The organism is Collinsella vaginalis (assembly GCF_900176655.1).
GTDB lineage: Bacteria > Actinomycetota > Coriobacteriia > Coriobacteriales > Coriobacteriaceae > Collinsella > Collinsella vaginalis.
This window is the reverse complement of the sequence record NZ_LT838843.1, coordinates 216,280-240,657: the sequence shown is the minus strand read 5'-3', so window position 1 is coordinate 240,657 and position 24,378 is coordinate 216,280. Positions and strand designations below refer to the sequence as shown.

Here is a 24,378-nt window from a genome sequence, read left to right as displayed (position 1 = left end):
GCGTGCGACGCGGGGCGGCGGCGAGGGCGCGCCGCGCGCGGCGGGTATCGCCGTCAAAGTGGATGGGCCGGGCCGGTTCCTCGAGCTCCAACTCCCAGCGATCGTCAGACAGCCGGGCAGCAGCGAGATCCGCCCCGCAGAGCAACGTGACTCCCAGACGCTCGACCTCAGCGAGCAGCACATCGCGCACGCTCGCGGCCCGGCGCGTCACCGGGTACCAGCGGCCCTCGATTTCGCAGATAACCAGACCGAGTTCCTCGAAGAAGCTTCGAATCAGATCCTCAGGCCCTTCTCCCAGCACATGGTGGGCCCAGGTGGGATCGAGGTAGCGATCGACATCGAGGCGGCCGTTCGAGAGGTTGCAGCGGCCGTTGCCCGTGGCGAGGATGGAGAGCCCTGCGGCCACATCGCGCTCGATCACCGCGACGCGGGACCCGGCGCGGACGGCTGCGATCGCAGCGGCGAGCCCCGAGGCGCCGCCGCCGATGACGGCAACGTCGAATCCGTCCCCATGACCGCCCACCGCATCTCCTCTCAAAACAGCTGCACCCGAGGTCTCAGGCGAATCGCAAAACCGCTACTCCGCGGAATCCTCCACCGCATGCGGTGCCACAGCCTCCGCCGCTGCGACGGCCTCGGGCAGGAAGCCCTCAGGCAGGACGTCCTCGAAGGTCCCCGCATCGCTTGCGGCGGCGAGCGCCGGATCGATGGGCAGGCGCCCCAGGATGTCGAGGCCATGCTCGGTCGCCACGGCATCGAGCTTGCTCTCGCCGAAGACCTCGATCTTCTTTCCGCAGTCGGGGCAGGTCACATAGCTCATGTTCTCGACGACCCCGAGCACGGGGACGCTCATCTTCTCGGCCATGTTCACCGCCTTGGCCACGATCATGCTGACCAGGTCCTGCGGGCTCGTGACGATCACCAAGCCGTCGACGGGCAGGGACTGAAAGACCGTGAGGGCGACGTCGCCGGTCCCCGGGGGCATGTCAACGAGCAGGTAGTCCAAGGGACCCCAGCTCGTCTCCGACCAAAACTGGCGGATCGCCCCGGCGATCACCGGTCCGCGCCAGAGCACCGGGTCGGTCTCGTTGGCGAGGAGCAGGTTGCTCGACATCACCTTGACCCCGTGCTTTGAGATCTCCGGCAGCAGCAGGTTGCCGATTCCGCCGGCGTGCTTGCCGCTCATCCCGAACATACGGGGGATGGAGGGGCCGGTGATGTCGGCGTCGAGGATGCCGACCTTTTTGCCCCGGCGTGCCAGCTCCGTGGCGATCGCGCCGGTGACCAGGGACTTTCCCACGCCGCCCTTACCTGAGAGCACCGCGATTACGCGCTTGACCTCGGACAGCTTGTTCTCGTCGAATTGCTGCGGCGCGGACTTCCCGCCCGCCGCATCTGCATGCTCGCACCCCATGGCACGTCCTTTCCTGTGAGGCGCGCAGGCACTCCGCCCGCGCTGCCGCCCCATTGTACCCAGATGAGAAACGGGCCGCCCCGCAGGACGGCCCGAATCCATGGCATGAGTTGCGCTACGCACTCTCCGCGAGCGGGGGCGCTACATGGCTTTGACCCCCTGTGGTAGTTTTCGGACGCGCCCTCCGCAAGCATAGGGGGCACACCGGTCGGCGTTCACGTGCGCGTTGTCAAGCGGAGCGCACCCTCCGCGAGCGGGGACACACCGCAAACCCTCTTAAACCCTAGGTAGAACCCTAGGCAGCGGAGGCGCCCGCCTTCGCCGCGCGGCGCTCCTTGAGGAAGCGGGCAGGGGCGGCGATGGAATCCTCGATGGAGCCCGTGCCGCTGAGCACGATGGCGCCGTACGCGAAGCCGAAGCCGGCAAGGTAGAGGGTCAGCGAGGCGAGCCCCTGCGTGGCGCCGCTGCCGGCGAAGTCCATGATGTTCACGAAGGAGGTGATCCAGGTGGCCGCGGCGATGGCAAGCTCAACGAGCCAGAGCCCCTTCGAGACGCGGTCCATCTCCCAGGAGATGAACATCACGTAGAAGGACAGGAAGATGCCCACGAAGGCAAAGGTCTGCGAGAACACGCGGATGTCGTACGGGAAAAACAGCTCCCAGAACCCCGCGACGAACATGACGAGGGAGAGCGCGATCTCCGTCCAGCTCAGGATCCAGCCAGAGGTTGAGGCGAACGAGGCGATGATGCCAACCGCGCCGAGGAAGATCCCGATCCAAGGGAGCTGGGCCAAGATGCCGGGAAGTCCCGTCACGGGCGTGATCATGAAGGTCCCCTCACCACCGCTGGCGGGGGTTACGTAGATGTAGGCAGCGTAGAGGACGCAGAACACCGCCATGATGACGAGGTTCCACTTCACGCGGGCAGCTTTCTCCAACAGGTTCTTCATCGCAGATCGACCCTCCACTCGATGTGCATGCGCGGCAGCGGGCCGCGTCTCTTCAGTCCCTCAGTATAGCAGCTCAGAGCAGGTGCCGAACGGCTCGGGCGGGCAGGTGTCCGACTCCGTCCGATGCCGGGCGGCCGAATGTGCCGAGCGACGTCCTCAGTGCTTCATATGCGGCGTGAATCCGCGGCGCTGGCGGCCGCCCGCGAAGGCCGACCCCTTGCGCGCGTCGCGCTTGAGCGCGGCGATGACCTCGTCCTCCGAAGATCCCTGCGAGAGCGCGCGCAGGTGCACGACGGCGTCGCGGAGCCGCGCGGCCTCCTCGAAGTCCATCGCCTCCGACGCGGAGCGCATGTCGTCCTCCATCTGCATGATGACGCGCTCGAGCTCATCTGCCGGCAGGTCGGCGAGCTCCTCGGCGAGACGCTGGCCCGTCGACGTCTCAACGCCGGGCGCGCCCTCCGTCCCGTCCTCGGCGGGCGTGAAGAAGGCGCCGTGGCCCAGGGTGTCCCCGCGTGAGCGGTCGCGCTTCCCCACGGACTCGTTGGCCTCGGCGATGAAGCTTGAGATGTCGTTGATGGCCTTGCGCACCGTCATGGGCTTGATGCCGTGCTCCTCGTTGAAGCGCTCCTGGATGGCACGGCGGCGCGCCGTCTCGTCGATGGCCTCGCGCATGGAATCCGTGATGGTGTCGGCGTACATGATGACCTGGCCCTCGGCGTTGCGGGCCGCGCGGCCGATGGTCTGGATCAAGGAGCGGCGGTTGCGCAGGAAGCCCTCCTTGTCAGCGTCCAAGATGGCAACGAGGGAGACCTCGGGCAGGTCGAGGCCCTCGCGTAGCAGGTTGATGCCGACGAGCACGTCGATCGTGCCGCAGCGCAGATCGCGCAGGATCTCGACGCGGTCCATGGTCGCGGTGTCGGAGTGCATGTAGTTGACCTTGACGCCGGCGTCGAGCAGATGGTCCGTCAGGTCCTCCGCCATGCGCTTGGTGAGGGTCGTCACGAGCACGCGCTCATGCCGTGCCGTGCGCTCGCGGACCTCATCCAGGAGGTCGTCGATCTGTCCGCGCACGGGGCGCACGTCGATCTTGGGATCGAGCAGGCCCGTGGGGCGGATGATCTGCTCGACGTCGTTTTGCGAGACGCGCAGCTCGTAGTCGCCCGGCGTGGCACTCACGTAGATGAACTGGGGTATGCGGGCCTCGAACTCGTCGAAGCGCAGCGGACGGTTGTCCAAGGCAGAGGGCAGGCGGAAGCCGTGCTCCACGAGCGTCACCTTGCGAGACCGGTCCCCCTCGTGCATGCCGCGGATCTGCGGGACCGTCACATGGCTCTCATCGATGATGCAGAGCATGTCCTTGGGGAAGTAGTCGATGAGGGTGAAGGGCGGCTCACCGGGCTTGCGGCCGTCCAGGTGGCGCGAGTAGTTCTCGATGCCGTTGGTGAAGCCCATGGTCTCGAGTAGCTCGAGGTCGTAATCGGTGCGCTGCTGCAGCCGCTGGGCCTCGAGCAGCTTGTCGCTCGCGCGGAGCTCGGCCACGCGGCCCTCGAGCTCCTCCTCGATGGTCTTCAGGGCGGCGGTGATCTTCGGCTTCTCCGTCACGTAGTGGGAGGCCGGCCACACGGGGATGGCGTCGTACTCGCGGGTGATCTCGCCGGTGACCTCGTCGATCTCGGCGATGAGCTCAACCTCGTCGCCGAAGAACTCGAAGCGCAAGGGGTGCTCGGCGTACGGCGGGAAGACGTCCACGACATCCCCGCGCACGCGGAAGGTGCCGCGGCTGAGCTCGTAGTCGTTGCGGTCGTACTGGATGTCAATGAGGGCGTGGATGAAGTCGTCGCGCTCGAGGGGCACCTTGCGGTCCACGTTGGGGGCGAGCCCGGCGTAGTCCTCAGGGCTGCCGATACCGTAGATGCATGAGACCGAGGCGACCACGATCACGTCGCGGCGGGAGAGCAGGCTCGCCGTGGCCTGGTGGCGCAGCATCTCCACCTCCTCGTTGATGGAGGCGTCCTTCTCGATGTAGGTGTCTGACTGCGGCACGTAGGCCTCGGGCTGGTAGTAATCGTAGTAGGAGACGAAATAGACGACGGCGTTGTTGGGGAAGAACTCCTTGAGCTCGCTCGCGAGCTGGGCGGCGAGTGTCTTGTTGGGGGCCATGACGAGGGTGGGCTTGCCGAGCGCCTCAATGGTCTTCGCCATGGTGAAGGTCTTGCCGGAACCGGTGACGCCTAGGAGCACCTGGTAGCGGTCTCCATCCTCAACGCCTTTGACCAGGGAGTCTATGGCCTCCGGCTGATCGCCGGCGGGCTGGTAGGGTGAGACGACCTCAAAGGCCGCCGGCGCGCCCGCCTGGCCGAACCGCTTGAGCTCGCCGCCGACGCGCTCAACCTCGAAATGCTCCATTGCGCCCCTCCGGTGCTCAGGGTGTAGATGCCTTGCATCGTACACATGTTCCCCCCTTCGCGTCAACGCGCGAGGGGCTCGCCTGCACGGTACCCGAAAGCGCCGGGTTTACGCGAACGCCGTCGGATAGATCTGGCGGTACCGGTCGTACGCGTTGTTCACCCGCACGAGATAGGCCTGGGTCTCGGGGAAGGTGATGGCGTTGTGGAGGGTCGTGTCCTCCTGGGCCCAGTTGTCCACGTTCCCCATACCGGCGTTGTAGGCGGCGATGGCCCGATCCGTCGCCCCGTTGAAGTAGGAGCTCAGATATGCCAGGTAGGCGCAGCCGAACTCGATGTTGGTGGCCGGGTCCTCGAGGTTCTCCGCGCTGTAGGAGCTGCCGTCAACCAGGCCCTTGTCGACCATGTCCTGCGCCGTCTCCGGCATGAGCTGCATGAGCCCGCGCGCGCCGGTGGACGATTGGGCGGTGGCATCCCAGCTCGACTCCGTGCGGATGACCGCCGCCACCAGATAGGGGTCGACGTTGTGGCGGGCCGCCGAGGCCGTGATCTCGGACTCGTATTTGAGCGGGTAGATCGCCTTGAACAGGAGGCCCGGGGCGAAGGAGTACACGGCTGCGATCAACCCCACCGCGAGGACGGCGAGCATGGGTAGGACGCGATACCAGGCGAGGAGGCGGGGGCGCTTAGACATCATGGTCGGGCTCCTTGCGCGGCGCGNATGGGTAGAAGGGACAGCAGCCAACACCGGGCATCAGCCGATTCGCGAGCTGCCCCACCAAGACGGGGTGCACGAGCGCATCGAGGCGCGCGGTGTCCTCCGGAGAGGCGAAGGCACGCCGGGCGAGCGCGGCGCGGTCGATGCCGCCGTCGGTATCGAGCACCTCGGGGCCGAACTCACTCGCGATGGCATCAACCAACGCAGAGTCGGGCACGTACAGGCTGCGGGCCAGCTCGTCGAGATCGATGCGCAGGGCACCCCGACTCTCGAGGTGGCGAGCGGCGGCGGATTTGCCCGAAGCGATGTTGCCTATGATGAAGATCGTTTTCATAGCCGCCTATTCTCACTGAGCGCGGAGCGGGCCGCAAGGGATGGCGCGCGTCTGCGGGAAGACACCACGAGGGTGCCTGCGTGCGGCGGGCGCGCGGCGAAGTCGTGGGCGAGGCCGAAGCCCGAGGTGGACGGAAGCGACCGTGCTTCCGTCCAAATTCGCAGCCAGGCGGGGTGCTAGGCCTTCGCGCGGACCTTCGACGCCGCGGGCAGGACCAAGGTGGCGAGGCAGCACACGAGCGCGGCCGCGCCGATCGCGGCGCCCACGAAACCCACCGACTCGATGCCGAGGGCGGTCACGACCACGCCCCCGAACGCCGTGCCGCTCCCGATGCCGAGGTTGAAGATGCCGGAGAAGATCGACATGGCGACCGACGAGGTGTCCCGGTCGGTGGCGCGGATGACCTCGGCCTGGAAGGCGATGCTGTACATCGTGCCGCAGATACCCCAGAGCACGCAGACCGCGATCACGAGGCCGAGCGAGCCGGCCGCGGGCACGAGGAGGGCGAGCGAGGCCGCCACGCCGGCGATCGACAGGCTCATGAAGAAGGACCGGTGCCGATCGTACAGGCGCGTGAGGATCGCGCTGCCGGCAAGCCCCGCCACGCCGAAGACCGTGAGGGCGCCCGTGATGGCCCCGGCCTCGATTCCGCCCACCCGTGCGAGGAAGGGCTCGATGTAGCTGTACCCCGTGTAGTAGGCGGAGGCGAACAGCAGGGTGACGACGAAGATGGCGACGAGTTGGCGGTTCCTCAGCAGGGAGGGCAGCTGGCCCAGGCGGAAGGGCTCGCCGGCGGGCATGGGCGGCAGGCAGATGGCCTGGTAGATGAGGACCGCCACCGAGATGGCGCCCACCAGGAAGAAGGTCATGCGCCAGCCCACCGCGAGGCCGATGGCGCGGCCCAGCGGCAGGCCAAAGATCATCGCGATGGAGGTGCCCGTCGCGACCATCGAGATCGCCAGCGGGCCGTGGCTCTCATCGACCAGGCGAGTCGCCATGACCGCGGCGACGGACCAGAAAATCGCATGGGCCGAGGCGACGACGAGACGGGCGAGGACGAGGATGGGGAAGCTCGGGGCCGCCGCCGAGAGGAACTGACCGGCGGAGAAGACCGCGAGGACGATGAGCATGAGCCGGCGGAACTCGAGCCGCGAGCCCACGATCATGAGCGGCAGCGAGAGGAGCATGACGCTCCAGGCGTACACGCTGATCATGACCCCGGTGCCGGCCTCAGTGAGCCCGAAGGTGAATCCGATATCAGTGAGCAGGCCGATTGGCATGAACTCGGAGGTGTTGAAGATGAAAGCTGAGAGCGTGATGCCCAGCAGGGGCAGCCAGTGCCCGATCGTCATACCGTCCCTGCTGCGATCCGCCATGCGCGATCCCGCCTCTCATCCTGCCGATTCAGCCCAGCGATTATACCGCCTGCCGCAGGCTCGGACGCGGACCCTCATGATTCTCAGGATGTCCACGTCATGCGAACATCTGTTTGTGACCTGATGGTATACTTGAGGGTCACCGATGGCAGTCTGCCGAGAGGAGGGGCATGGCGACAGAGCGCGGTATCGCGGAGCTGATCATCAACCGTGTCATGGGAAGCGAGCGCCTCCGCGAGAGCTCCCACTTCTCCGAGCGCGTCGCCAGCGGGGAGCCCATCCTCACCACGGGACGGCAGATGGCTACCTACCTGCCCGATCGCTACCTTGAGATGCGCTCGATCTCCCGATTGGACACCACGACGGCAGGGCGGTCGCGGTGGCTCTCGGAAGCTGAGCACTTCTACCGTCAGGCCCGTTTCATGGCCGATTGGGAGGACGACTGCCCGTACCGGGGAAGCTTCAAGACCCCCTACCCCACGTACAACGCGATGAGCAACCGCCAGATGAGGGGGTACTTCACGTGGCGCGCCCAGATGCGGCGCGGAGAACCCGATGACGCGGCACCCGCTGCATTCGCTTTCGTGTACCTCTACGAGCTCATCTGCGGCATTGGGGTCGATGAGCCCGCGCACGGGTTCGAGCTCATGCGGGAGCTCTGGCGATCCATGCGCGAGAAGATCCCCAAGCTCGATCATCAACTCCCCGTCTGGTTGCTCGACTACGCCGCCTACCACGGGCTCGACCCGGCGCTCGTCGCCGATCTTCCCGCCATCTCGCATGAGCGCTCGGTTGGCGCGCTCACAGACGCCACGCGCGAGGCTGTGCCTCTCATGCCGCCGTCCCGGCAGCGGCGGCAAGGCCTCCCACCGCTGGGAGACGCCCTCGAGGGCCGTCTGTTCGACCTTCTCTCCGCGCTCTCCAGCTATCGGATCGGGCGCAGCCCGTTGCTGTCCGAGCATGCGGGCGACCTCCGTCATGTTGCCTGCGCCGTCTACCTGCGCCTGCACGAGCATCACGCCAAGCGCGGCTCTGATCTCATCGAGAGCGCCTTCGGATCGGTGGCCGAACTCCCCTATACCATGTTCTCCTCGGCTGTGTTCTTCGATCCAGCGGCCCATCCAGATACCGTGTACGCGGTTGGCCCGTACCACCGGTACGAGTGCAAGGATGGACTTTGGAGCTGCGCGCGCCTCTTCAGCGCCGCTGAACGCTCCACCGAGATCGGGCGGGCGCTGCGTGAGACCGACCGCCGGCTTCGCGAGGCGCTCGGTCATCCGCATCCGCTCGAGCCCCTCGACCCCGTGCCCAAGTACCTGGCGAAGATCATCGATGAGGAGGTCGCCGCCCGCATTGCCTGGATGCAGGCGCACGAGCCCGTGCGGATCGGACTCGATCTCAGCCAACTCTCCGACATTCGGCGAGCCGCGGCCGAAACACGTGAGTCCCTGCTGATCGATGAGGAGCGCGAGGAGGGTCCGCTTCCGACGGTGAACCCTGCGGCAGCAGATGAGGCGCAGGATGAGCCCGAGCTCCACCCGGATGAGGCGGCTACCGTGGCTGAGACCGGGACCGCTCCCAACGAGGCCGGGGCACCCGATGAGCGGGCAGATGAGTCGAGAGAGGCCCTGGACGCACCAAAGCCTGCGGTCGGGTCCGGCCTGCAGCTGGAAGACGCGGCGCCGGAGACCATTGAAGGCAAGGGGTCCGCGCCCGAGCCGCCCATAGGCACGGGTGCCCTGCCCGCGGCGCACGTCGCCTACCTTCGCGCCCTGGTCGCGGGGGATGCGCGCGCGGCCATGGACGCACGCGCCGAGGCAGGCACCACCGAGGACCTTCTCGTCGACGCCATCAACGAGGAACTCTTCGACCTCCTGGGTGACACCGTCCTCGAGTTCGGCCCCGAGGGACCTCAGCTCATTGAGGACTACCAAGAAGATATCGAGAGGATTGTGAACGATGATGAGTGAGAGCAGCCCTGCGCCCACAGCGCCCCGCGTGCCGAAGCGCGTAGCGGCCACCATCCTGAACTCGCTCAAGGGAGGCGTGGTGCCCCGCATCGGGCTCCCCTATATCACCGTGGGTCGCGAGACGGAGATCCGCGCCTTGCTCACGGACCTCGACCTGATCCGCGAGGGCGGGGCGAGTTTCCGATTCCTCGTGGGTCGCTACGGCGCGGGCAAGAGCTTCCTGCTGCAGACCATACGCACCCATGCCATGGGCGAAGGGTACGTGGTGGCCGACGCCGACCTCTCGCCGGAGCGGCGCCTGCAAGGCGGCCAAGGGCAGGGACTCGCCACCTACCGCGAGCTGATCCGCAACCTCTCAACCAAGACCCGTCCTGAGGGCGGGGCCCTCGGTCTCGTGCTCGACCGCTGGGTAGCCGCCACGCCCGAGCGTGCCGGAGCCGAAAAGCTCACCAGCGGGCTCACCGAGCTCGTCCACGGATTCGACTTCTCTCATATGCTCCTACGCTATTGGGAGGCGGCCCAGGAGGGCGATGATGACACCCGCGCGAACGTGCAACGCTGGCTGCGGGGTGAGTACCGCACCCGCACCGAGGCCAGGGCGGACCTCGGGATCTCGCGCATCATCACCGATGACGACTGGTACGACTATGTGAAGCTGCTGGCCACCTTCCTCGTCGCCGCTGGCTACCATGGGCTGCTCGTGCTCATCGACGAACTCGTGAACCTCTTCAAGATCCCCAACGCCGTCACGCGCCAGTACAACTATGAGAAGATCCTGACGATGTACAACGACACCCTGCAGGGCAAGGCACGGCACCTGGGGATCATCATGGGCGGGACACCCACCTCGATCGAGGACCGTCGACGTGGTGTCTTCTCCTACGAGGCGCTCAGGAGCCGGCTCACGCAGGGCCGCTTCGCAAGCGACGAGGTACGCGACATGCTCGCCCCCATCATCCGCCTGCATCCGCTCTCTTACGAGGAGCTGCTCGTGCTCATCGAGAAACTGGCCGAGATCCACGCCGGGTATTTCGGGTACGAGCCGAAGCTCACGGTGGATGACCTTGTCGCCTTCCTGCGGATTGAGTTCTCCCGCGTGGGCGCGGACTCGCACCTCACACCCCGCGAGGTGATCCGCGACTTCATCGAGCTGCTGGACATCATGTACCAGAACCCCAGCAAGAGCCTGGGCGATCTACTCGCCGGCGAACAGGGTGTTGGGAGCGGAGCCAGTGGTGGAAGCGCGACCACGGGAGCAGGTGGGGTTTCCGGGGATGGGGCCATGGGCGCCGGACCGGGTACGGTTTCCGGCGGTGGAGACGGAGACACGATAGCCGGAGGCCGACGCGACTTCACGGAGTTCACGATTTAGGGACGCGGCGGCAGGCTACGGCGCAGGTGGCGATGCGCGCTCTCAGGGGCGGGGTGGGTTGCAGGAAACGCCTCCAACGTATGTTCAATAGGCGCTGATCTTTGGGATCTGCCTGAACCTGGCCACTAAAGTATGCTTTGCAATGCGATTGCAAAAAGCGCCTTCAAAGTGTGTTTTGGAGGTCCCTTTCTTCGGGATCTGCCAAAAACTGGCTGCCAAAGTAGGTTTTCCAGCGCAGTTGCAGAAAGCGCCTCTAAAGCGTGTTATCCAGCGCAGTTGCGGAAAGCGCCTCCGAAGTACGTTCTGAAGTCCCGTTTCTCTGAGATCTGCCAGGAACCGGCTGCCGAAGCACGTTTCCCAGACCCCTCATGCCTGCCGATGAACACCCCACGCGGTCTGCGAGGTCCGCAGATCCGCGCGTCCACAGGCAACGACGGGTCCCAACGGCGCCCTTCACCCACGCGACCGCCAACCCTCCGCGATCGACTCGAAGCCACCGACCTCCATCTCCCTTCGCCCACGAGGCCACCAGCCCTCACCTGACCGCCGCCTCGGCATCCGCACGGCGACGAAGTCGGGACACCGCACCGCGCACCAGGAGCAGGGAGATCAAGATCCCGACCTCAACGAGGACGATGGCGCCGCCGGGCCTGAGGCCGACGTAGAACGAGAGCACGAGGCCCGCAAGCGACGAGACGGCGCCCACCAGGCAGGCGACGAACACGCACTGGCGCCAACTGCGCGAGACCGCGATGGCCGATGCCACCGGGACCGTCATCATCGAGCTCACGATCAGGGACCCCACGGTGCGCGACGCGATCGAGATCGTGAGCGCGCAGACAAGCACGAAGGCGGCGTTCACGAAGCCCGTCCGCACGCCGGCGAGACGTGCCGCGCGCTCATCGAGGGCAACCCAGAAGAGCTCGCGTGAGAGCAGCGTGCAAAACAGGATGACGGCGGCACCCACGCCGATGACGGTGACGAGCTCGGCATCCCCCACCGTGACGATGCTGCCGAACAGGAAGCTCGAGAAGGTCGCCGAGTTGGGCACGAAACCAGACAGCACACCGGCGAGGCCGATGCCCGCTGCCATGATGACGGCCACCGCGAGATCGGCACGAGCCGGCATGACGCGACGGATCCCCTCGATGCAGAAGGCTGAGGAGACGCAGGCGACAACGGCTCCTGCCACAGGGTTCAACCCGGCGATGAGACCGGCTGCCACGCCTGCGAGCGAGGCATGGCCAAGTGCATCACCGATCATGGAGAGCCGTTTGAGCACCACGGTGACGCCCACGAGCGGGACGGCGACGCCAATCACGAGGCCAGCGATGAGGGCGCGCTGCATGAAGGCATAGGCGAAGATCTCAGGCATGGTGGTGTCCGCCCTCCTCAGGCGTGAGGGCGGCGAGCCGCCCCGACTCAAGGCGATAGAGAGTCGCATCGAGGCCCGCCAAACGCTCGAGGTCATGGGTGACCAGGAGGACCGCAAGATCGGGGCGGGTATGGCGTAAATCGGAAAGAAGCTCCTCGAAGCTCCGCGCCGCGTGGGCGTCAAGCCCGCTTGTGGGCTCGTCGAGCACGAGCAGTCCCGGCTCGCAGACGAGGGCGCGCGCGAGCAGGACGCGCTGGAACTGGCCACCCGAGAGCTCCCCGATCATGCGGCGCTCGAAGCCCGCGAGGTCGACGGCCGCCAGTGCGCGCGACACGCGCTCCGAAGCGACGGCCCGCGCACCAAAGCGCGGAAGCGAGGGCCTGAGCGCGTACAGGTTCGCCTTGACGACCTCGTGCACCGAGGCGGGGAACCGCTCGTATGGGACATCGGTCCGCTGCGGGACGTAGCCGACCCGCCCCCAGTCTCGAAAATGCGCTGGGTCGATGCCGAAGATGCGCACCTCACCCGCAGCCGGCTTGATCTCACCGAGGATGAGTTGAAGCAGCGTTGACTTGCCGGCCCCGTTCTCCCCGGTGATGACCGCAAGCTCGCCCGGGGCGACCGTGAGATCGGTGCCGGTGAGGACGGTTTCGCGACCGTGGCCGCACACCGCGTTCACGACGCGAACCGCCGTCCTATCCGATCCCGATTCCATCGATCGCCCCTTCCCATGCGTTTGCGAATCGCGGATATTATACGGATACCCTTAACTCAACGCGGTGACGAGGGTGTCGAGATTTTCACGCATCAGGGAGAGGTAATCGGCACCCTCCTTCTCCTGCTCCTCGGTCAGGCCCTCAACGGGGCTCAGGACACGGCACTCGGCCCCCGTGGCGTCTGCGATGGATTGGGCCACCTTCGGACTCACGAGCTCCTCCGTGAAGATGGTCTTGACGTTGTTCTCCTTGACGAAATCGATGATGGAGGCCATCGTCTTCGCGTCGGGCTCGCCCTCGGCGTCGACGCCGGTGATGGCGCGCTGCGTGAGCCCGTAGGCCTCGCAGAGATAGCCGTACGCCGCATGGCTGACGACGATGGTTTTGTTCGGCAGGTCGGACAGGCGGGACCTGAACTCCTCGTCGAGCTCATCGAAGGCGCGGTCCTGCTCCTCGAAGGCGGTGTCGTAGTCGCTCGCGTGATCGGGATCGACGCGCTTGAGCCCGTCGCGAATGTTCGCGAGCTCCGCTTTAGCGTTTTTTGGGCTCAACCACACGTGCGGGTCGTACTCCACCTCATCGTGGTCATGCCCGTCGTCCCCATCCTCGGAATCATGATCGTGGTCCCCCTCGAGCAGGGTGATCCCGGACGAGGCCTCGACCACCTTCGACGCGTCGAGGCCGGAGACGACATCGTCTGCCCAATGCTCCATGCCAGCGCCGTTGTACACGAAGAGAGCCGCCGACTGCAGGCCCTCGATGTCGCGCGCCGACGGCTCCCAGTCGTGGGGCTCCGTGCCCGAGGGCACGAGGGTCGTGACGTCAACCAGGTCGCCACCGATCTTCTTCGTGAAATCCTCCATGACGTACATGCTTGCAACCACCTGAAGCGCGCCGGATGCGGACGAGCCGGTGTTGGAGCCGGCGCGGGCGCAGCCGGCGAGCAGGGCCTGGCCGCCGAGGGCAGCGAGGCCGAATGCGGCCAAGGCACTGCGGCGGGAGATGGGATGGGCGATGCGTGCGGGTGTACTCATGATGCGGGCTCCTTGCTCGTAGCGGGACGGATCTCAGCTCTTGGACGCGGGCGGGTTCGCGGCGGAGAGGCAGTCCGCGCAGGTGCCGTGCAGGACGCTTGCGGCGGAGTTGATGGCGAAACCATGCTCCTGCAGGACATGCTCGGAGAAGGCCCCCAGGCTCTCGCAGGTCAGCGGCAGCACGCGACCGCAGCTGTCGCATCTGAGCTGCCCCTCGGTGTCCGCAGGGGCCTGCTCGGGCGCGATGCGGTACTGGGCGGCGCCACCGCGGACCTCGGCGACCTTGAGCATGCGATCCTCTGCGACGAGGCGCTCGAGCGTGCGGTAGACCGTGGTTCGCCCCACCTCGACCCCATGCCCGTGCAGCAGCTCGCAGACGGCATCGACGCTCAGGAAGGCGTCGTCATGCGCTGCCATGACGGCGATGATGGATTGCTTCTGCCGCGTCTCGTACGCACCGCGCGCCATGGCTCTCCCTCCAGCATTCCAAGAACTGGAATCCAATTTCAATTTCAAAGTATGGCATAGCGAACATGCCTGCACAAAATGCACACGGGTGCATCCGAGCAGGGCGAGCGTTCCACTGGTCAAGCGCGGGAGATCCCCAACCGCTCCGCCATATCCGCATTCGCGCTCGCAAGGTCATCAGGCGAGAGCTCGCCGATGCTTCGATGCCCCGTGACACGGCAGAACATCCTGAGGTCGTCGAAGGTCGCGCGGTAGAAGTTCTCCACGCGCACGGCCGCCGCATCCCAATCACGGCGGCCCCGCAGCTCTGGATCCTGGGTGGCGATGCCGAGCGGACAGAGCCCGCTGCCGCAGATCCGATACTGCTGGCAGCCGAGGGCCATGAGCGATGCAGAGGCGAGGGCCACCGCATCGGCGCCGAGCGCAAGCGCCTTCACGATATCCGAGGCGACGCGCAAGCCGCCGGTGACGACGAGACTCGCCTTCGAACCGAGCTCATCAAGATGGCGGCGCGCGCGGACAAGGGCGTACATCGTAGGAATCGAGGAGGCATCGCGGAGCATGGCGGGAGATGCGCCCGTGGCGCCGCCGCGGCCGTCGATTGTGATGAAATCGGCCCCTGCCGCGTGGGCGACATCCAGATCTCGCTCGATATGGCCGGCGGCCAGCTTGATGCCCACCGGAGCACCAAGGGAGCGCTCGCGCATCTCTTCGACGAGCGCCCTGAGGCCGTCCACACCGTCCATACCCGGGAACGTGGACGGCGAGATGATGTCCTCGCCGGGCATCCGACCGCGGATGCGGGCGATCTCCTCCGTCACCTTCCCTCCCGGCAGGTGACCGCCCATACCGGGCTTGGTGCCCTGGCCGATCTTGATCTCGATCGCATCGGCGGCGCGCAGGTTCTCATCCGTTGCCGAGTACCGCAGTGGGGCGATTTCAAAAATGTAGCGCGTTGACGCCTCGCGCTCCGCGGGGAGAATACCGCCCTCCCCCGAGCACATGGCCGTGCCCACCGCCGAGGCACCGCGTGCGAGGGCGACCTTCGCCTCCGCGCTCAACGCGCCGAACGACATGTGGGATACGAACACCGGCCCCGCGATCGTGAGCGGACGCACGGCGCCCGGCCCTATCGTGCAGGAGATGTCGACCTCGGCGTCCTCCGCAAGCGGCATCGGGTCGAGCTGGGCCCCGAGGACGAGGATGTCCTCCCATGCGGGCAGCGGGAGCGTGGTCGCCATGGCGGCATCCGGCAGGCGACCATGCTCCGCAAGCTCGTGAATGGTGGAGAGGTGCCGGATCGAGGGATCAACCCGGCGCAGATCAGCAGGTACGGGGAGGGGCCCCTCCTCGTAGGTGTCCTCCTCCGTCTCAGCCGTCTCCGCATCATCCTCGATGCGGATGAATCCAGAGGCGGGTGACCCGCACATACGGCAGCTGTCCAGCGATGAAAACGGCTGCCCCTCCACTTCCTCGTCGTACGCCCACCCGCACATCGGACATTGATACCTTGCCATGTCGACTCCCCTCTTCACGGCCGTTTCCCCCAGCGTATCGTATATAGACCCCCTTCCCGACGGCATTTCGGCGGGGGGCTCGTGAGTCCCATCTCCACCGTAATAATAGAACATGTGTTCGTATTTTACAATAGAGAAAAGGAGATCAACGGGCGTCTTCGCTCAACGCGTGCCATTCGCGCAGACTTCTGTCGCGCCATTCAAGACGAACGGTAGGAAATCACCGGCAAGCGGTCACAAGCGCGGACCCGCTTAACGATTCGCAAACAAAGTCCCTATGATTCGCACAGCCGATTTGTCACCCTTCGGGGGCATCACCGGTGGCCGCGCGGAGACGCGGATCTTCTGCTCGCATGTACCTGGAGTTCCGGATCATGCGCATTTTCAAAAAGATCAACAACAACGTCGCGCTCGCCCGCGATGAACAGGGCCGTGAGTCCGTCGCGTTCGCCACAGGCGTCGGTTTTCCTCCGATCCCCTACGAGCTGACCGACGAGTCAACTATCCAGCGCGTGTTCCGCGATGTCGATCAGGGCCTGCTCAGAGCCGTCTCATCAATCTCGGACGACGTGCTCGCAGCCGCCCTCGACATCGGCGATCTTGCTTCCGCCGCCCTCCGGTGCGACTTGAACTCAAATCTGGTCTTCACCCTCGGAGATCATCTCCAATTCGCCGTGGAGCGCGCAAAAGACGGCATCGCTTTTGACAACCCTCTTGCGCTCGAAGTCGAATATGTATATCCCCGCGAGTCAGAGGTCGCGCGACGCGGGCTCGACATCATGTGGCGCCACACGGGCATCCGCCTGCCGGATCATGAGGTGAGCTCGATCGCCCTACACCTCGTGAACGCGGAATCGGCCGATGCCCATGACCCGGAGAACATCGCGCTGATCATGAAAAGCGCCGCGGTGATCGAGCAGGTCACCGCGATCGTCGAGCGTGAGATGGATATCAACGTCGATCGGTCCTCATGGGGCTACGTGCGCTTCATCACCCATATCCGCTATCTCATCAAGCGCCTGAGCAGCGATCAAGACCCCGTCGCATCGCAGAACGCAGGGCTCTTCGCCCATGTGAGCGAGAGCTTCCCCGAAGCATATCGGTGCGCCCTGCGCGTCAGCGAATTCCTTTGTTCCCACTACGGCCGCGCGAGCTCGGATGAGGAGACCCTCTATCTGATGATGTACCTCAACCGCCTGCGCTCGGACGCGACGCGATAGCATATCCCGCCGCATGCGACGCCGGGCCCAGCGCAGCATGCGACCCCTCTCACCCCAATCCACAGGTGCCGGGAAATCGGCAGCTACCCGAGGAGGTCCCATGGACTACGCAACGCTAGCGAACGCGATCATAATCGCGGTTGGAGGCAAGGACAACATCACCAGCGTCACGCACTGCATGACCCGTCTGCGCCTCGTGCTCAAAGACGAGTCGCATGCCGATGACGGCAGCGTCAAAGGTCTCGACCATGTGCAGGGAGTCGTGCACGCGAATGGTCAGTACCAGGTGATCATCGGCCCCGAGGTGGCCGACGTTGCCGCCGCGGTCGCTGAGGCGGTCGGATGCGAGCTTGGCGAGACGACCGTTCAAGAGGATGCGCCCGACGAGATCGATGGCCTGAAGCTGCCCTCAGCAGGCGGCGGTATCTTCAATCGGTTTATCAGGATCATCTCGAGCTGCATCTTCCCGCTGGTCGGTCTTTTGATTGCATCCGGTATGCTGCGCGGCACCCTCACCGTGCTCACGACGGCCGGGCTCATGCAGACAACCGACGGCGCGTATCTTGCCCTGAACGCGGTCGGCTCCTCCGTTATGTACTACCTTCCGATCCTCGTTGGCTTCATCGCCGGAAAAACGTTTGGGGCCAATCCCTACCTCACCGCCGTGATCGGGGCCTCGATGGTCTACCCCGACATCGTGGCAGCTCTCACAGACGGCGTTGAGCTCACATTCCTCGGGATCCCCCTCATCCTCACCCGATACGCCTACCAGCTCTTCCCCATCCTGATCGCAGCCTGGTTCACGGGGATCGTCGAGCGCTTTTGGCGGGCACGGCTCCCGCGCGTGATCTCGCTCATGTTCGTGCCCCTGCTCACCATGGTCGTTGTCGCCCGGATCACCTTCCTGGTCATCGGCCCCCTCATGACCTGGATCGGAAACGCGCTCGCAGGGATCGTGAGCGCTATCATCGCCGTGAGCCCGACGATCGCAGGCGCCGTGCTCGGGGCGTTCTTCCAGGTCCTGATCATGCTCGGCGTCGCCCGCGCCTTCAGCCCGATCATGATGAACAACATCACGACGTTCGGCGAGGACCCGATCCTTGCCATGGCCGGCGTCTCCCTGTTCGCGCTCGCCGGCGCGGGCCTCGGCTACATGCTCCGCCAGAAAGATAAGAAGGACCGCAGCGAGGCGCTCATGCTGAGCTTGACGTCCTTCCTCGGCATCAGCGAGCCGATCATCTACTCCATGGCCCTGCCGCGAAAGTCCCCCTTTATCGCATCGTGGATCGGCGGCGCCCTGGGCGGGGCCATCATCGGCTTCTTCGGCTGCGCCGTCCAAGCATACGGCGGCGGCATCTTCCAGGGCCTGCTCATGGTCTCAGCGGACAAGCCCATGAATGTGGTCTGGTGGGCCGTCGCAAGCGCGGTCTCGGCGGTTGTGAGTTTCCTCGTCTCGCTCGTCATTTCCAAGGACAGCAGCGCGGAGGCGTCGGATGACCATGCGTCGAGCGAGTCCGGTGTGCAGGCATAACCTCTTTGAACCCACATCGATGAAGGAGTGCACCTATGTATAGAAACACCGCACCGATTCACTTCCCCAACGGCTTCCTATGGGGTGGGGCCACAGCGGCCAACCAGATCGAAGGCGCTTGGGATGAGGGCGGAAAGGGCATGACGGTCCAGGACTGCCTGCCCTATCGCGAGGTCGGCGTCGCCGACTTCACTAAACAGTTCGCATTCTCGACCGCAGATCTTGACCGCGCGCTCGCTGCGGATGCCTCTGATAACTACCCCAAGCGGCGCGCTATCGATTTCTACCATCGCTACCAAGGGGATATCGAGCTTTTCGCTGAGATGGGATTTCGAGCGCTCCGCGTCTCGATCTGCTGGAGCCGCATCTACACCGACCCGCGCGACCCAATGCCCAACGAGGAGGGCATCGCATACTACCTTGACCTGTTCAAGGAGCTCCGTGCGCACGGCATCGAACCCATCGTGACGCTCTCCCACTACGACCCGCCCCTCGCGCTGGTGACGGACTTCCAGGGCTGGTATTCGCGGGAGTGCATCGATCTGTTTGTCAAATACGCTCGCACCTGCTTTGAACGCTTTGGGGGCCTCGTCAAGTACTGGCTGACCTTCAACAAGGTGGACGCGATGCTGCGCCATGCGGTGACCTCCGGAGGGCTCATCGAGGACAGGTTCCCCGGGCTTCCATTTGAGCAGGTTATCTATCAGGCGATGCACCATCAGATGCTGGCCAGTGCGCGTGCGGTGAAGCTCTGCCATGAGCTTGTTCCGGACTCGCAGGTCGGCTGCATGATGACCAAGCTCATGTTTTACCCGTACACGTGCAAGCCCGAGGACAACCTGGCAATACAGCAGAGGATGCGCAGCATCTACCGGTATGTGGATATCCAGGCGTTCGGAGAGTACCCCCGCTATCTGCTCACGGCGATCGAACGCAAGGGATTCTCGATTGAATCTCGTCCCGAGGATGCCGACATACTTCGGGCAGGCACGGTGGATTTCGTGAGCTTCTCCTATTACATGACGAGCTGCATGGCGGCCGACACCGATGGCCTCGACATGGCCCCGGGCAACACGGTCAACGGCGTGAAGAACCCCTACTTGCCGAGCAGCGAATGGGGATGGCAGACCGATCCCACAGGCCTGCGCATCTCACTCGTCGAACTCTACGACCGGTACCGCAAACCCCTGCTGATCGTTGAGAACGGCCTGGGCGCGAAGGACACCGTCGAGGCGGACGGGCGGGTGCACGATCCTTACCGGATTGAATACCTTGCCGAGCATGTTCGGGCCATGAGCGACGCCATCAACGTGGACGGCGTCGATCTCATCGGATACACATGGTGGGGCTGCATCGATTTGGTGAGCGAGAGCACCCGCCAAATGTCGAAGCGGTACGGTTTCATCTACGTCGACATGGACGACTACGGAAACGGGACATTCGAACGGATCAAGAAGGACGGTTTTGAGTATTATCGCCAGATCATAGCGAGCAACGGCGAGCACGCGTCAACCGGCGCGTAGGCCCCGTGCGCGCCCGCCGCCTCTTGAAAGGGTCGGCGGGCGCGCCTCCATTGGCTGCGGCGCGGGCGCATGCGCACAGCCCGGTGAGAGCCGACCGGCTCCCCCTGATTCATCTCCCGATCTTTCCTCCTTTGTGCTAGAATAGAACGTATGTTCGCAATCTAGTTTATCGCGAGGGAGGGACAATGGGCGTCTTCGATCGGTACGCACCGTTCGTGCAGGATTTCATCTACGACCACGGCTGGGAGGATCTCCGGGGCATTCAGGTCGCCGCCGCTGAGGCCATATTCGATACCGATGAGAACGTCCTGCTGACCGCTTCCACCGCCTCCGGTAAGACGGAGGCCGCCTTCTTCCCCATCCTCACGGAGTTCTGGGAGAACCCGCCCGCAAGTGTCGGGGCCCTCTACATCGGACCGCTCAAAGCCCTTATCAATGATCAGTTTCTGCGCTTGAATGACCTCTGCCAAGAGGCTCACATCCCCGTTTGGCACTGGCACGGCGATGTGGCCGCCTCGCATAAGGCCCGTCTGCTCAAACATCCCAGCGGTATCCTGCAGATCACGCCCGAGTCACTCGAGGCCCTGCTCCTGCACCGGCACAACGCCATCGGGCGCCTCTTCTGCGACCTGCGCTACGTGGTCATCGACGAGGTCCATTCCCTCCTGCGCGGAGATCGCGGCGGGCAGGCCCTCTGCCTCATCGAGCGCCTCTCGCGCATGGCCGGCGTCAACCCCCGCCGCATCGGGCTCTCCGCCACCATCGGAGACCCGGAGCACACCGGGGCCTTCCTCTCACAGGGAACCGGCCGCAACTGCGTCATACCTCGTTTTGAAGAGCCCCGGCGCACCTGGCGTCTCTCAATGGAGCACTTCTATATAACCGGGCCGCAGGCACCTGAGCGCGCGGCATCGGGAACGGGGCCCGTCCCTGCCGAGGTCGTAGCCATCACCCGCGAGACCCCCGCCGCGCCTTCAGTTGAGGACCTCCTCGACCGGGCATACGACGCCGCAGCTGAGCCGCACGCCCTCGTGCCGGCAGCTGCCGACCCCCATGGCCCCGACAATGACAACCCCCATCCTGATGGCGGACCCGCCGATGTCAGCATCCCGCAGGCTGATGAGTCCGCCCTGGTCTTGCCCTCTGATACCGCACCCGCAGGGGCAGATCCGGGCATCGGGTACATCTTCGAGCGCACGCACGGCGCCAAATGCCTCGTATTCTCCAATTCCCGTGAGGAGGCGGAGGCCGTCTGCTCGATGCTTCGCAGCTACTGTGAGGCCAACCACGAGCCCGACCGCTTCCTGATCCACCATGGGAACATCTCATCGAGCTTCCGTGAGGCGGCCGAGGAGCTCATGCGCGATCCGGAGCGCCTGGACACCACCGTGACCACGGCGACTTTGGAGCTCGGCATCGATGTTGGCAGGCTCGAGCGCGCCTTCCAGATTGACGCCCCGTTCACCGTCTCAAGCTTTCTGCAGCGCATGGGCCGCACCGGCCGGCGCGGCTCACCACCCGAGATGCACTTCGTCATGCGCGAGGAGCAGCCCGAGCCGCAGTCGCTGCTGCCCGAGACCATACCCTGGAAGCTCATACAGGGGATCGCCCTCGTCCAGCTCTACCGGGAGGAGCGCTGGGTCGAGCCGCCCGATCTCAACCGGCTCCCCTACAGCCTGCTCTACCACCAGGTGATGTCGATCCTCGCCTCCACGGGGGAGCTCTCCCCCGCCGAGTTGGCAGATCGCGTGGGCAACCTCAGCTACTTCCACCGCGTCTCATCAGATGACCTCCGCCAGCTCCTCCGGCACCTCATCGAGATCGAGCAGGTCGAGCTCACGGAGGGCGGCGGCCTCATCGTGGGGCTCGCCGGAGAGCGCGTCATCAACTCATTCAAGTTCTACGCGGTCTTCCAGGAGAACGAGGAGTTCACCGTGCGCTCGGAGAGCGCCGAGCTCGGCACCATCGTGAACCCGCCGCCAGCCGGCGAGCGCATCGCGATCGCGGGGCACTGCTGGCTCGTCGAGGAGGTGGACTGGAAGCGCCATCTCGTCTACTGCACGCAGGTCAAAGGCCGCGTTCCCGCCTACTTCGGCGATGTCGCGGGAAACATCGACACGCATGTGCTCGCACGCATGAAACGCGTCCTGGAGGAGCACGAAGCCTATCCGTACCTGCTCGGCAATGCCCGGGCGCGCCTCATTCACGCCCGCCATGTAACGGAGAATGCCCGCGTCAGCGGACCTGAGGCCTGCCCACTCATCAACCTCGGCGGGAGCTCGTGGGCGCTCTTCCCCTGGCTCGGGAGCTACGCGTTCCTCGCGCTCGAGCGCCTGCTCAAGATCAAGTGCGCTGCCCGGCTCGGACTGCGCGGGCTCGACCCGTCGCGCCCCTATTTCATGCAGCTGCGGCTCGGTGAGAACGTGGATGAACGCGAGTTCTTCGAGGTGCTTGCCGAGGAGGCGGAGGCTCCGTTCGACCCCATCGAGCTCGTGTATCCCGGCGAGGTCCCCTACTTCGACAAATACGATGGCATGCTGCCTGAGGAACTGGTGCGCAAGGGATTCGCGGAGGGCGTCCTCGATATCGCCGGGATGCGCGAGCGCGTCCTCGAGTGGCGGGAGCGCTTCTGCGGGTGAGCTCCGTCTGATCATAGGAGACGCCCCGTGATTAGTCGGCAACAGGGCGAACGCAGGCGCATGGGGACGGCGCCCCAGCAGACCGCTTACGAACAAAAAGCGTCCGCAGCCCGGACATCCGGGCTGCGGGCACCAGCCAACAGCCTAAGGCGCGTACTCGGGCTGCACTGATCCCAGCACAGCCCCTCATCGCTTCTACGCAGCGAGGATAGCCTTAAGATCCTCCTCCGGCGTGGAGGTCGGATGGATGTCGTAGTTCTCCACCAGCGCGTTCAGGACGTTCGGGCTCACGAAGGCCGGCAGGGTCGGGCCGAGGTAGATGCCCTTGAGGCCGAGGTTCAGCAGGGTGAGCAGGATCGCCACGGCCTTCTGCTCGTACCAGGAGAGCACGAGCGTCAGCGGCAGCTCGTTCACGCTGCACTCAAAGGCGTCGGCGAGGGCGAGGGCAACCACCAGGGCACTGTAGGCGTCGTTGCACTGACCCATATCGAGGATGCGCGGGATCCCGCCGATGGTGCCGAGATCGAGGTCGTTGAAGCGGAACTTGCCGCAGGCGAGCGTCAGGATCAGCGAGTCCTCGGGCGCGTTCGCCACGAAATCGGTGTAGTAGTTGCGGCCGGGGCGAGCGCCGTCGCAGCCGCCCACGAGGAAGATATGCTTCACGGCGCCGGACTTGACGGCCTCGATGACCTTGTCGGCCACACCGAGCACCGCGTCATGCCCAAAGCCCGTGGTCACGCTCGAGCCGCCGTTGATGCCCGTGAGCTCCTGGCGCTCGGTGTATCCACCAAGCGTGAGGGCGCAGTCTATAACCGCGGTGAAGTCCTTGGTGCCATCCTCCGCCGTGTCGATGTGCGCGAGCCCGGGGTACTCCACGACGCTCGTGGTGAAGACGCGGTCGGCGTAGCTCGGCTTGGGCTTCATAAGGCAGTTGGTGGTGAAGAGCACCGGAGCGGGCATGCCGTCGAACTCACGACGCTGGTTCTGCCAAGCGGTACCGAAATTGCCCTTGAGCTGAGGGTGCTTCTTAAGCTCAGGATAGGCGTGCGCCGGGAGCATCTCGCCGTGGGTGTAGATGTTCACACCGCGGCCGTCGGTCTGCTCGAGGAGCTGCTTCAGATCCTTGAGATCATGTCCGGAGACCACGATGAAGGGGCCGGGCTCGATCGCGAGCGGGACCTCGGTGGGCACGGGCTTGCCGAAGGACTCGGTGTTGGCCTGATCGAGGAGCTTCATGCAGGTGAAGTTGGCCTCGCCCACCGCGAGCGCCTCGGGCAGGAGCTCGTCGACGGAACCCGGGGTCCCGATCGCACGGAGAGACCGGTAGAAGTGGGCGGCGAGGTCGTCGTCGGTGTAGCCCTGAACGATCGCATGATGGGCATAGGCGGCCATGCCGCGCAGACCGAAGAGGATGAGCGATTTCACGGAGCGGATGTCCTCATCGGGCCCGCCCCAGAGCTCGGCGAGATCGTACCCCTCGGGCGCGGTGCCCCCGTTCAGCTCGGCAGCGGCCTCGCGCACACGCACGGTGACACGGCGCACCGCCTCCGGATCGAAGTCAACGTTGGTCACGCAGGTGAAGAGCCCCTCGTACAGGAGCTCATCGAGATCGCGGCCCGTGGTCTTGCCCTCGGCGGCGCGGGCGAGGCCGATGAGGGCGGAGGTGAGCTCGTCCTGCTCAGCTGCGGTCTCGGCGTCCTTGCCGCAGACACCGGCCTGGGCGGTGCATCCGGAGCAGTTCGCCGTCTGCTCGCACTGGAAGCAGAACATGCTGGTATCGAGTTTGATCATGAAATCCCCTCTCATGTTCACGGGTG

At 65.3% G+C, this 24,378-nt stretch carries 19 protein-coding genes; 6 read left to right on the top strand and 13 right to left on the bottom strand.

The window, feature by feature from the left end; genetic code table 11:
* The 7 genes from CAP13_RS02735 to CAP13_RS02705 all read right to left on the bottom strand — a co-directional run.
* Positions 1-523 (bottom strand): FAD-dependent oxidoreductase (locus CAP13_RS02735; RefSeq protein WP_179184901.1); only part of this gene is annotated, 523 nt, incomplete at its 3' end.
* A gap of 54 nt (positions 524-577) precedes the next feature.
* A complete protein-coding gene (locus tag CAP13_RS02730) occupies positions 578-1,414 on the bottom strand; it encodes an Mrp/NBP35 family ATP-binding protein (RefSeq protein ID WP_085830117.1) in 837 nt (278 codons plus the stop codon).
* A gap of 295 nt (positions 1,415-1,709) precedes the next feature.
* Complete coding sequence (locus tag CAP13_RS02725) at positions 1,710-2,363, bottom strand: hypothetical protein (protein ID WP_085830116.1); 654 nt, start codon at positions 2,361-2,363, stop codon at positions 1,710-1,712.
* 156 nt (positions 2,364-2,519) lie between these two features.
* Positions 2,520-4,769 carry an excinuclease ABC subunit UvrB gene (gene uvrB, locus CAP13_RS02720; RefSeq protein ID WP_085830115.1) on the bottom strand — a complete coding sequence of 750 codons (2,250 nt, stop codon included), beginning with the start codon at positions 4,767-4,769 and terminating at the stop codon, positions 2,520-2,522.
* Positions 4,770-4,877: 108 nt separating this feature from the next.
* Positions 4,878-5,465 carry a lytic transglycosylase domain-containing protein gene (locus CAP13_RS02715; protein WP_425429819.1) on the bottom strand — a complete coding sequence of 196 codons (588 nt, stop codon included), beginning with the start codon at positions 5,463-5,465 and terminating at the stop codon, positions 4,878-4,880.
* Positions 5,455-5,820, bottom strand: coding sequence for a dephospho-CoA kinase (gene coaE / locus CAP13_RS02710; protein ID WP_085830114.1), 366 nt, complete (start codon positions 5,818-5,820; stop codon positions 5,455-5,457). Before coaE ends, CAP13_RS02715 begins: the two co-directional genes overlap by 11 nt.
* A gap of 176 nt (positions 5,821-5,996) precedes the next feature.
* Complete coding sequence (locus CAP13_RS02705; protein ID WP_085830113.1) at positions 5,997-7,196, bottom strand: MFS transporter; 1,200 nt, start codon at positions 7,194-7,196, stop codon at positions 5,997-5,999.
* A gap of 170 nt (positions 7,197-7,366) precedes the next feature.
* Between CAP13_RS02705 and CAP13_RS02700 the strand changes: the two genes are divergently transcribed.
* A complete protein-coding gene (locus CAP13_RS02700) occupies positions 7,367-9,166 on the top strand; it encodes a TerB N-terminal domain-containing protein (protein ID WP_085830112.1) in 1,800 nt (599 codons plus the stop codon).
* Positions 9,159-10,538 (top strand): ATP-binding protein, encoded by a 1,380-nt coding sequence (locus tag CAP13_RS02695; protein ID WP_085830717.1) that lies wholly within the window; start codon positions 9,159-9,161, stop codon positions 10,536-10,538. The genes CAP13_RS02700 and CAP13_RS02695 overlap by 8 nt, the downstream gene beginning before the upstream one ends.
* Positions 10,539-11,073: 535 nt before the next feature.
* Here the strand turns inward: CAP13_RS02695 and CAP13_RS02690 are convergent.
* The 5 genes from CAP13_RS02690 to CAP13_RS02670 form a co-directional block, all read right to left on the bottom strand.
* On the bottom strand, positions 11,074-11,913 hold the full coding sequence (locus tag CAP13_RS02690; RefSeq protein ID WP_342743195.1) for a metal ABC transporter permease: 840 nt from the start codon (positions 11,911-11,913) through the stop codon (positions 11,074-11,076).
* On the bottom strand, positions 11,906-12,628 hold the full coding sequence (locus CAP13_RS02685) for a metal ABC transporter ATP-binding protein (protein WP_085830111.1): 723 nt from the start codon (positions 12,626-12,628) through the stop codon (positions 11,906-11,908). The genes CAP13_RS02690 and CAP13_RS02685 overlap by 8 nt, the downstream gene beginning before the upstream one ends.
* Positions 12,629-12,679: 51 nt before the next feature.
* Entirely contained in the window at positions 12,680-13,663 is a 984-nt protein-coding gene (locus CAP13_RS02680) for a metal ABC transporter substrate-binding protein (protein ID WP_085830110.1), read from the bottom strand.
* A gap of 33 nt (positions 13,664-13,696) precedes the next feature.
* Positions 13,697-14,131, bottom strand: coding sequence for a Fur family transcriptional regulator (locus tag CAP13_RS02675; protein ID WP_085830109.1), 435 nt, complete (start codon positions 14,129-14,131; stop codon positions 13,697-13,699).
* 119 nt (positions 14,132-14,250) lie between these two features.
* Positions 14,251-15,648 carry a glutamate synthase-related protein gene (locus CAP13_RS02670; protein ID WP_085830108.1) on the bottom strand — a complete coding sequence of 466 codons (1,398 nt, stop codon included), beginning with the start codon at positions 15,646-15,648 and terminating at the stop codon, positions 14,251-14,253.
* Between the two features lie 374 nt (positions 15,649-16,022).
* On the opposite strand from CAP13_RS02670, the gene CAP13_RS02665 reads away from it, so the two are divergent.
* The 4 genes from CAP13_RS02665 to CAP13_RS02650 all read left to right on the top strand — a co-directional run bounded on the left by CAP13_RS02665 (position 16,023) and on the right by CAP13_RS02650 (position 22,561).
* The gene (locus tag CAP13_RS02665; protein ID WP_179184900.1) at positions 16,023-16,868 is read left to right on the top strand and encodes a PRD domain-containing protein; all 846 of its coding nucleotides are present in this window, start codon (positions 16,023-16,025) and stop codon (positions 16,866-16,868) included.
* Between the two features lie 100 nt (positions 16,869-16,968).
* Positions 16,969-18,399 (top strand): PTS transporter subunit EIIC, encoded by a 1,431-nt coding sequence (locus tag CAP13_RS02660; RefSeq protein WP_085830106.1) that lies wholly within the window; start codon positions 16,969-16,971, stop codon positions 18,397-18,399.
* 35 nt (positions 18,400-18,434) lie between these two features.
* Positions 18,435-19,922 (top strand): family 1 glycosylhydrolase, encoded by a 1,488-nt coding sequence (locus CAP13_RS02655; RefSeq protein ID WP_085830105.1) that lies wholly within the window; start codon positions 18,435-18,437, stop codon positions 19,920-19,922.
* A 185-nt stretch (positions 19,923-20,107) separates the two neighbouring features.
* A complete protein-coding gene (locus tag CAP13_RS02650; RefSeq protein ID WP_085830104.1) occupies positions 20,108-22,561 on the top strand; it encodes a DEAD/DEAH box helicase in 2,454 nt (817 codons plus the stop codon).
* A gap of 195 nt (positions 22,562-22,756) precedes the next feature.
* Here the strand turns inward: CAP13_RS02650 and hcp are convergent, their stop codons facing one another.
* Complete coding sequence (gene hcp, locus CAP13_RS02645; protein WP_218775291.1) at positions 22,757-24,352, bottom strand: hydroxylamine reductase; 1,596 nt, start codon at positions 24,350-24,352, stop codon at positions 22,757-22,759.
* Positions 24,353-24,378 lie beyond the last annotated feature (26 nt).

Coding starts and splice junctions, on each gene's coding strand:
- CAP13_RS02730 (WP_085830117.1), bottom strand. CDS start 1,414: ATGGGGTGCGAGCATGCAGATGCGGCGGGCGGGAAGTCCGCGCCGCAG.
- CAP13_RS02725 (WP_085830116.1), bottom strand. CDS start 2,363: ATGAAGAACCTGTTGGAGAAAGCTGCCCGCGTGAAGTGGAACCTCGTC.
- uvrB (WP_085830115.1), bottom strand. CDS start 4,769: ATGGAGCATTTCGAGGTTGAGCGCGTCGGCGGCGAGCTCAAGCGGTTC.
- CAP13_RS02715 (WP_425429819.1), bottom strand. CDS start 5,465: ATGATGTCTAAGCGCCCCCGCCTCCTCGCCTGGTATCGCGTCCTACCC.
- CAP13_RS02705 (WP_085830113.1), bottom strand. CDS start 7,196: ATGGCGGATCGCAGCAGGGACGGTATGACGATCGGGCACTGGCTGCCC.
- CAP13_RS02700 (WP_085830112.1), top strand. CDS start 7,367: ATGGCGACAGAGCGCGGTATCGCGGAGCTGATCATCAACCGTGTCATG.
- CAP13_RS02695 (WP_085830717.1), top strand. CDS start 9,159: ATGAGTGAGAGCAGCCCTGCGCCCACAGCGCCCCGCGTGCCGAAGCGC.
- CAP13_RS02690 (WP_342743195.1), bottom strand. CDS start 11,913: ATGCCTGAGATCTTCGCCTATGCCTTCATGCAGCGCGCCCTCATCGCT.
- CAP13_RS02685 (WP_085830111.1), bottom strand. CDS start 12,628: ATGGAATCGGGATCGGATAGGACGGCGGTTCGCGTCGTGAACGCGGTG.
- CAP13_RS02680 (WP_085830110.1), bottom strand. CDS start 13,663: ATGAGTACACCCGCACGCATCGCCCATCCCATCTCCCGCCGCAGTGCC.
- CAP13_RS02675 (WP_085830109.1), bottom strand. CDS start 14,131: ATGGCGCGCGGTGCGTACGAGACGCGGCAGAAGCAATCCATCATCGCC.
- CAP13_RS02670 (WP_085830108.1), bottom strand. CDS start 15,648: ATGGCAAGGTATCAATGTCCGATGTGCGGGTGGGCGTACGACGAGGAA.
- CAP13_RS02665 (WP_179184900.1), top strand. CDS start 16,023: ATGCGCATTTTCAAAAAGATCAACAACAACGTCGCGCTCGCCCGCGAT.
- CAP13_RS02660 (WP_085830106.1), top strand. CDS start 16,969: ATGGACTACGCAACGCTAGCGAACGCGATCATAATCGCGGTTGGAGGC.
- CAP13_RS02655 (WP_085830105.1), top strand. CDS start 18,435: ATGTATAGAAACACCGCACCGATTCACTTCCCCAACGGCTTCCTATGG.
- CAP13_RS02650 (WP_085830104.1), top strand. CDS start 20,108: ATGGGCGTCTTCGATCGGTACGCACCGTTCGTGCAGGATTTCATCTAC.
- hcp (WP_218775291.1), bottom strand. CDS start 24,352: ATGATCAAACTCGATACCAGCATGTTCTGCTTCCAGTGCGAGCAGACG.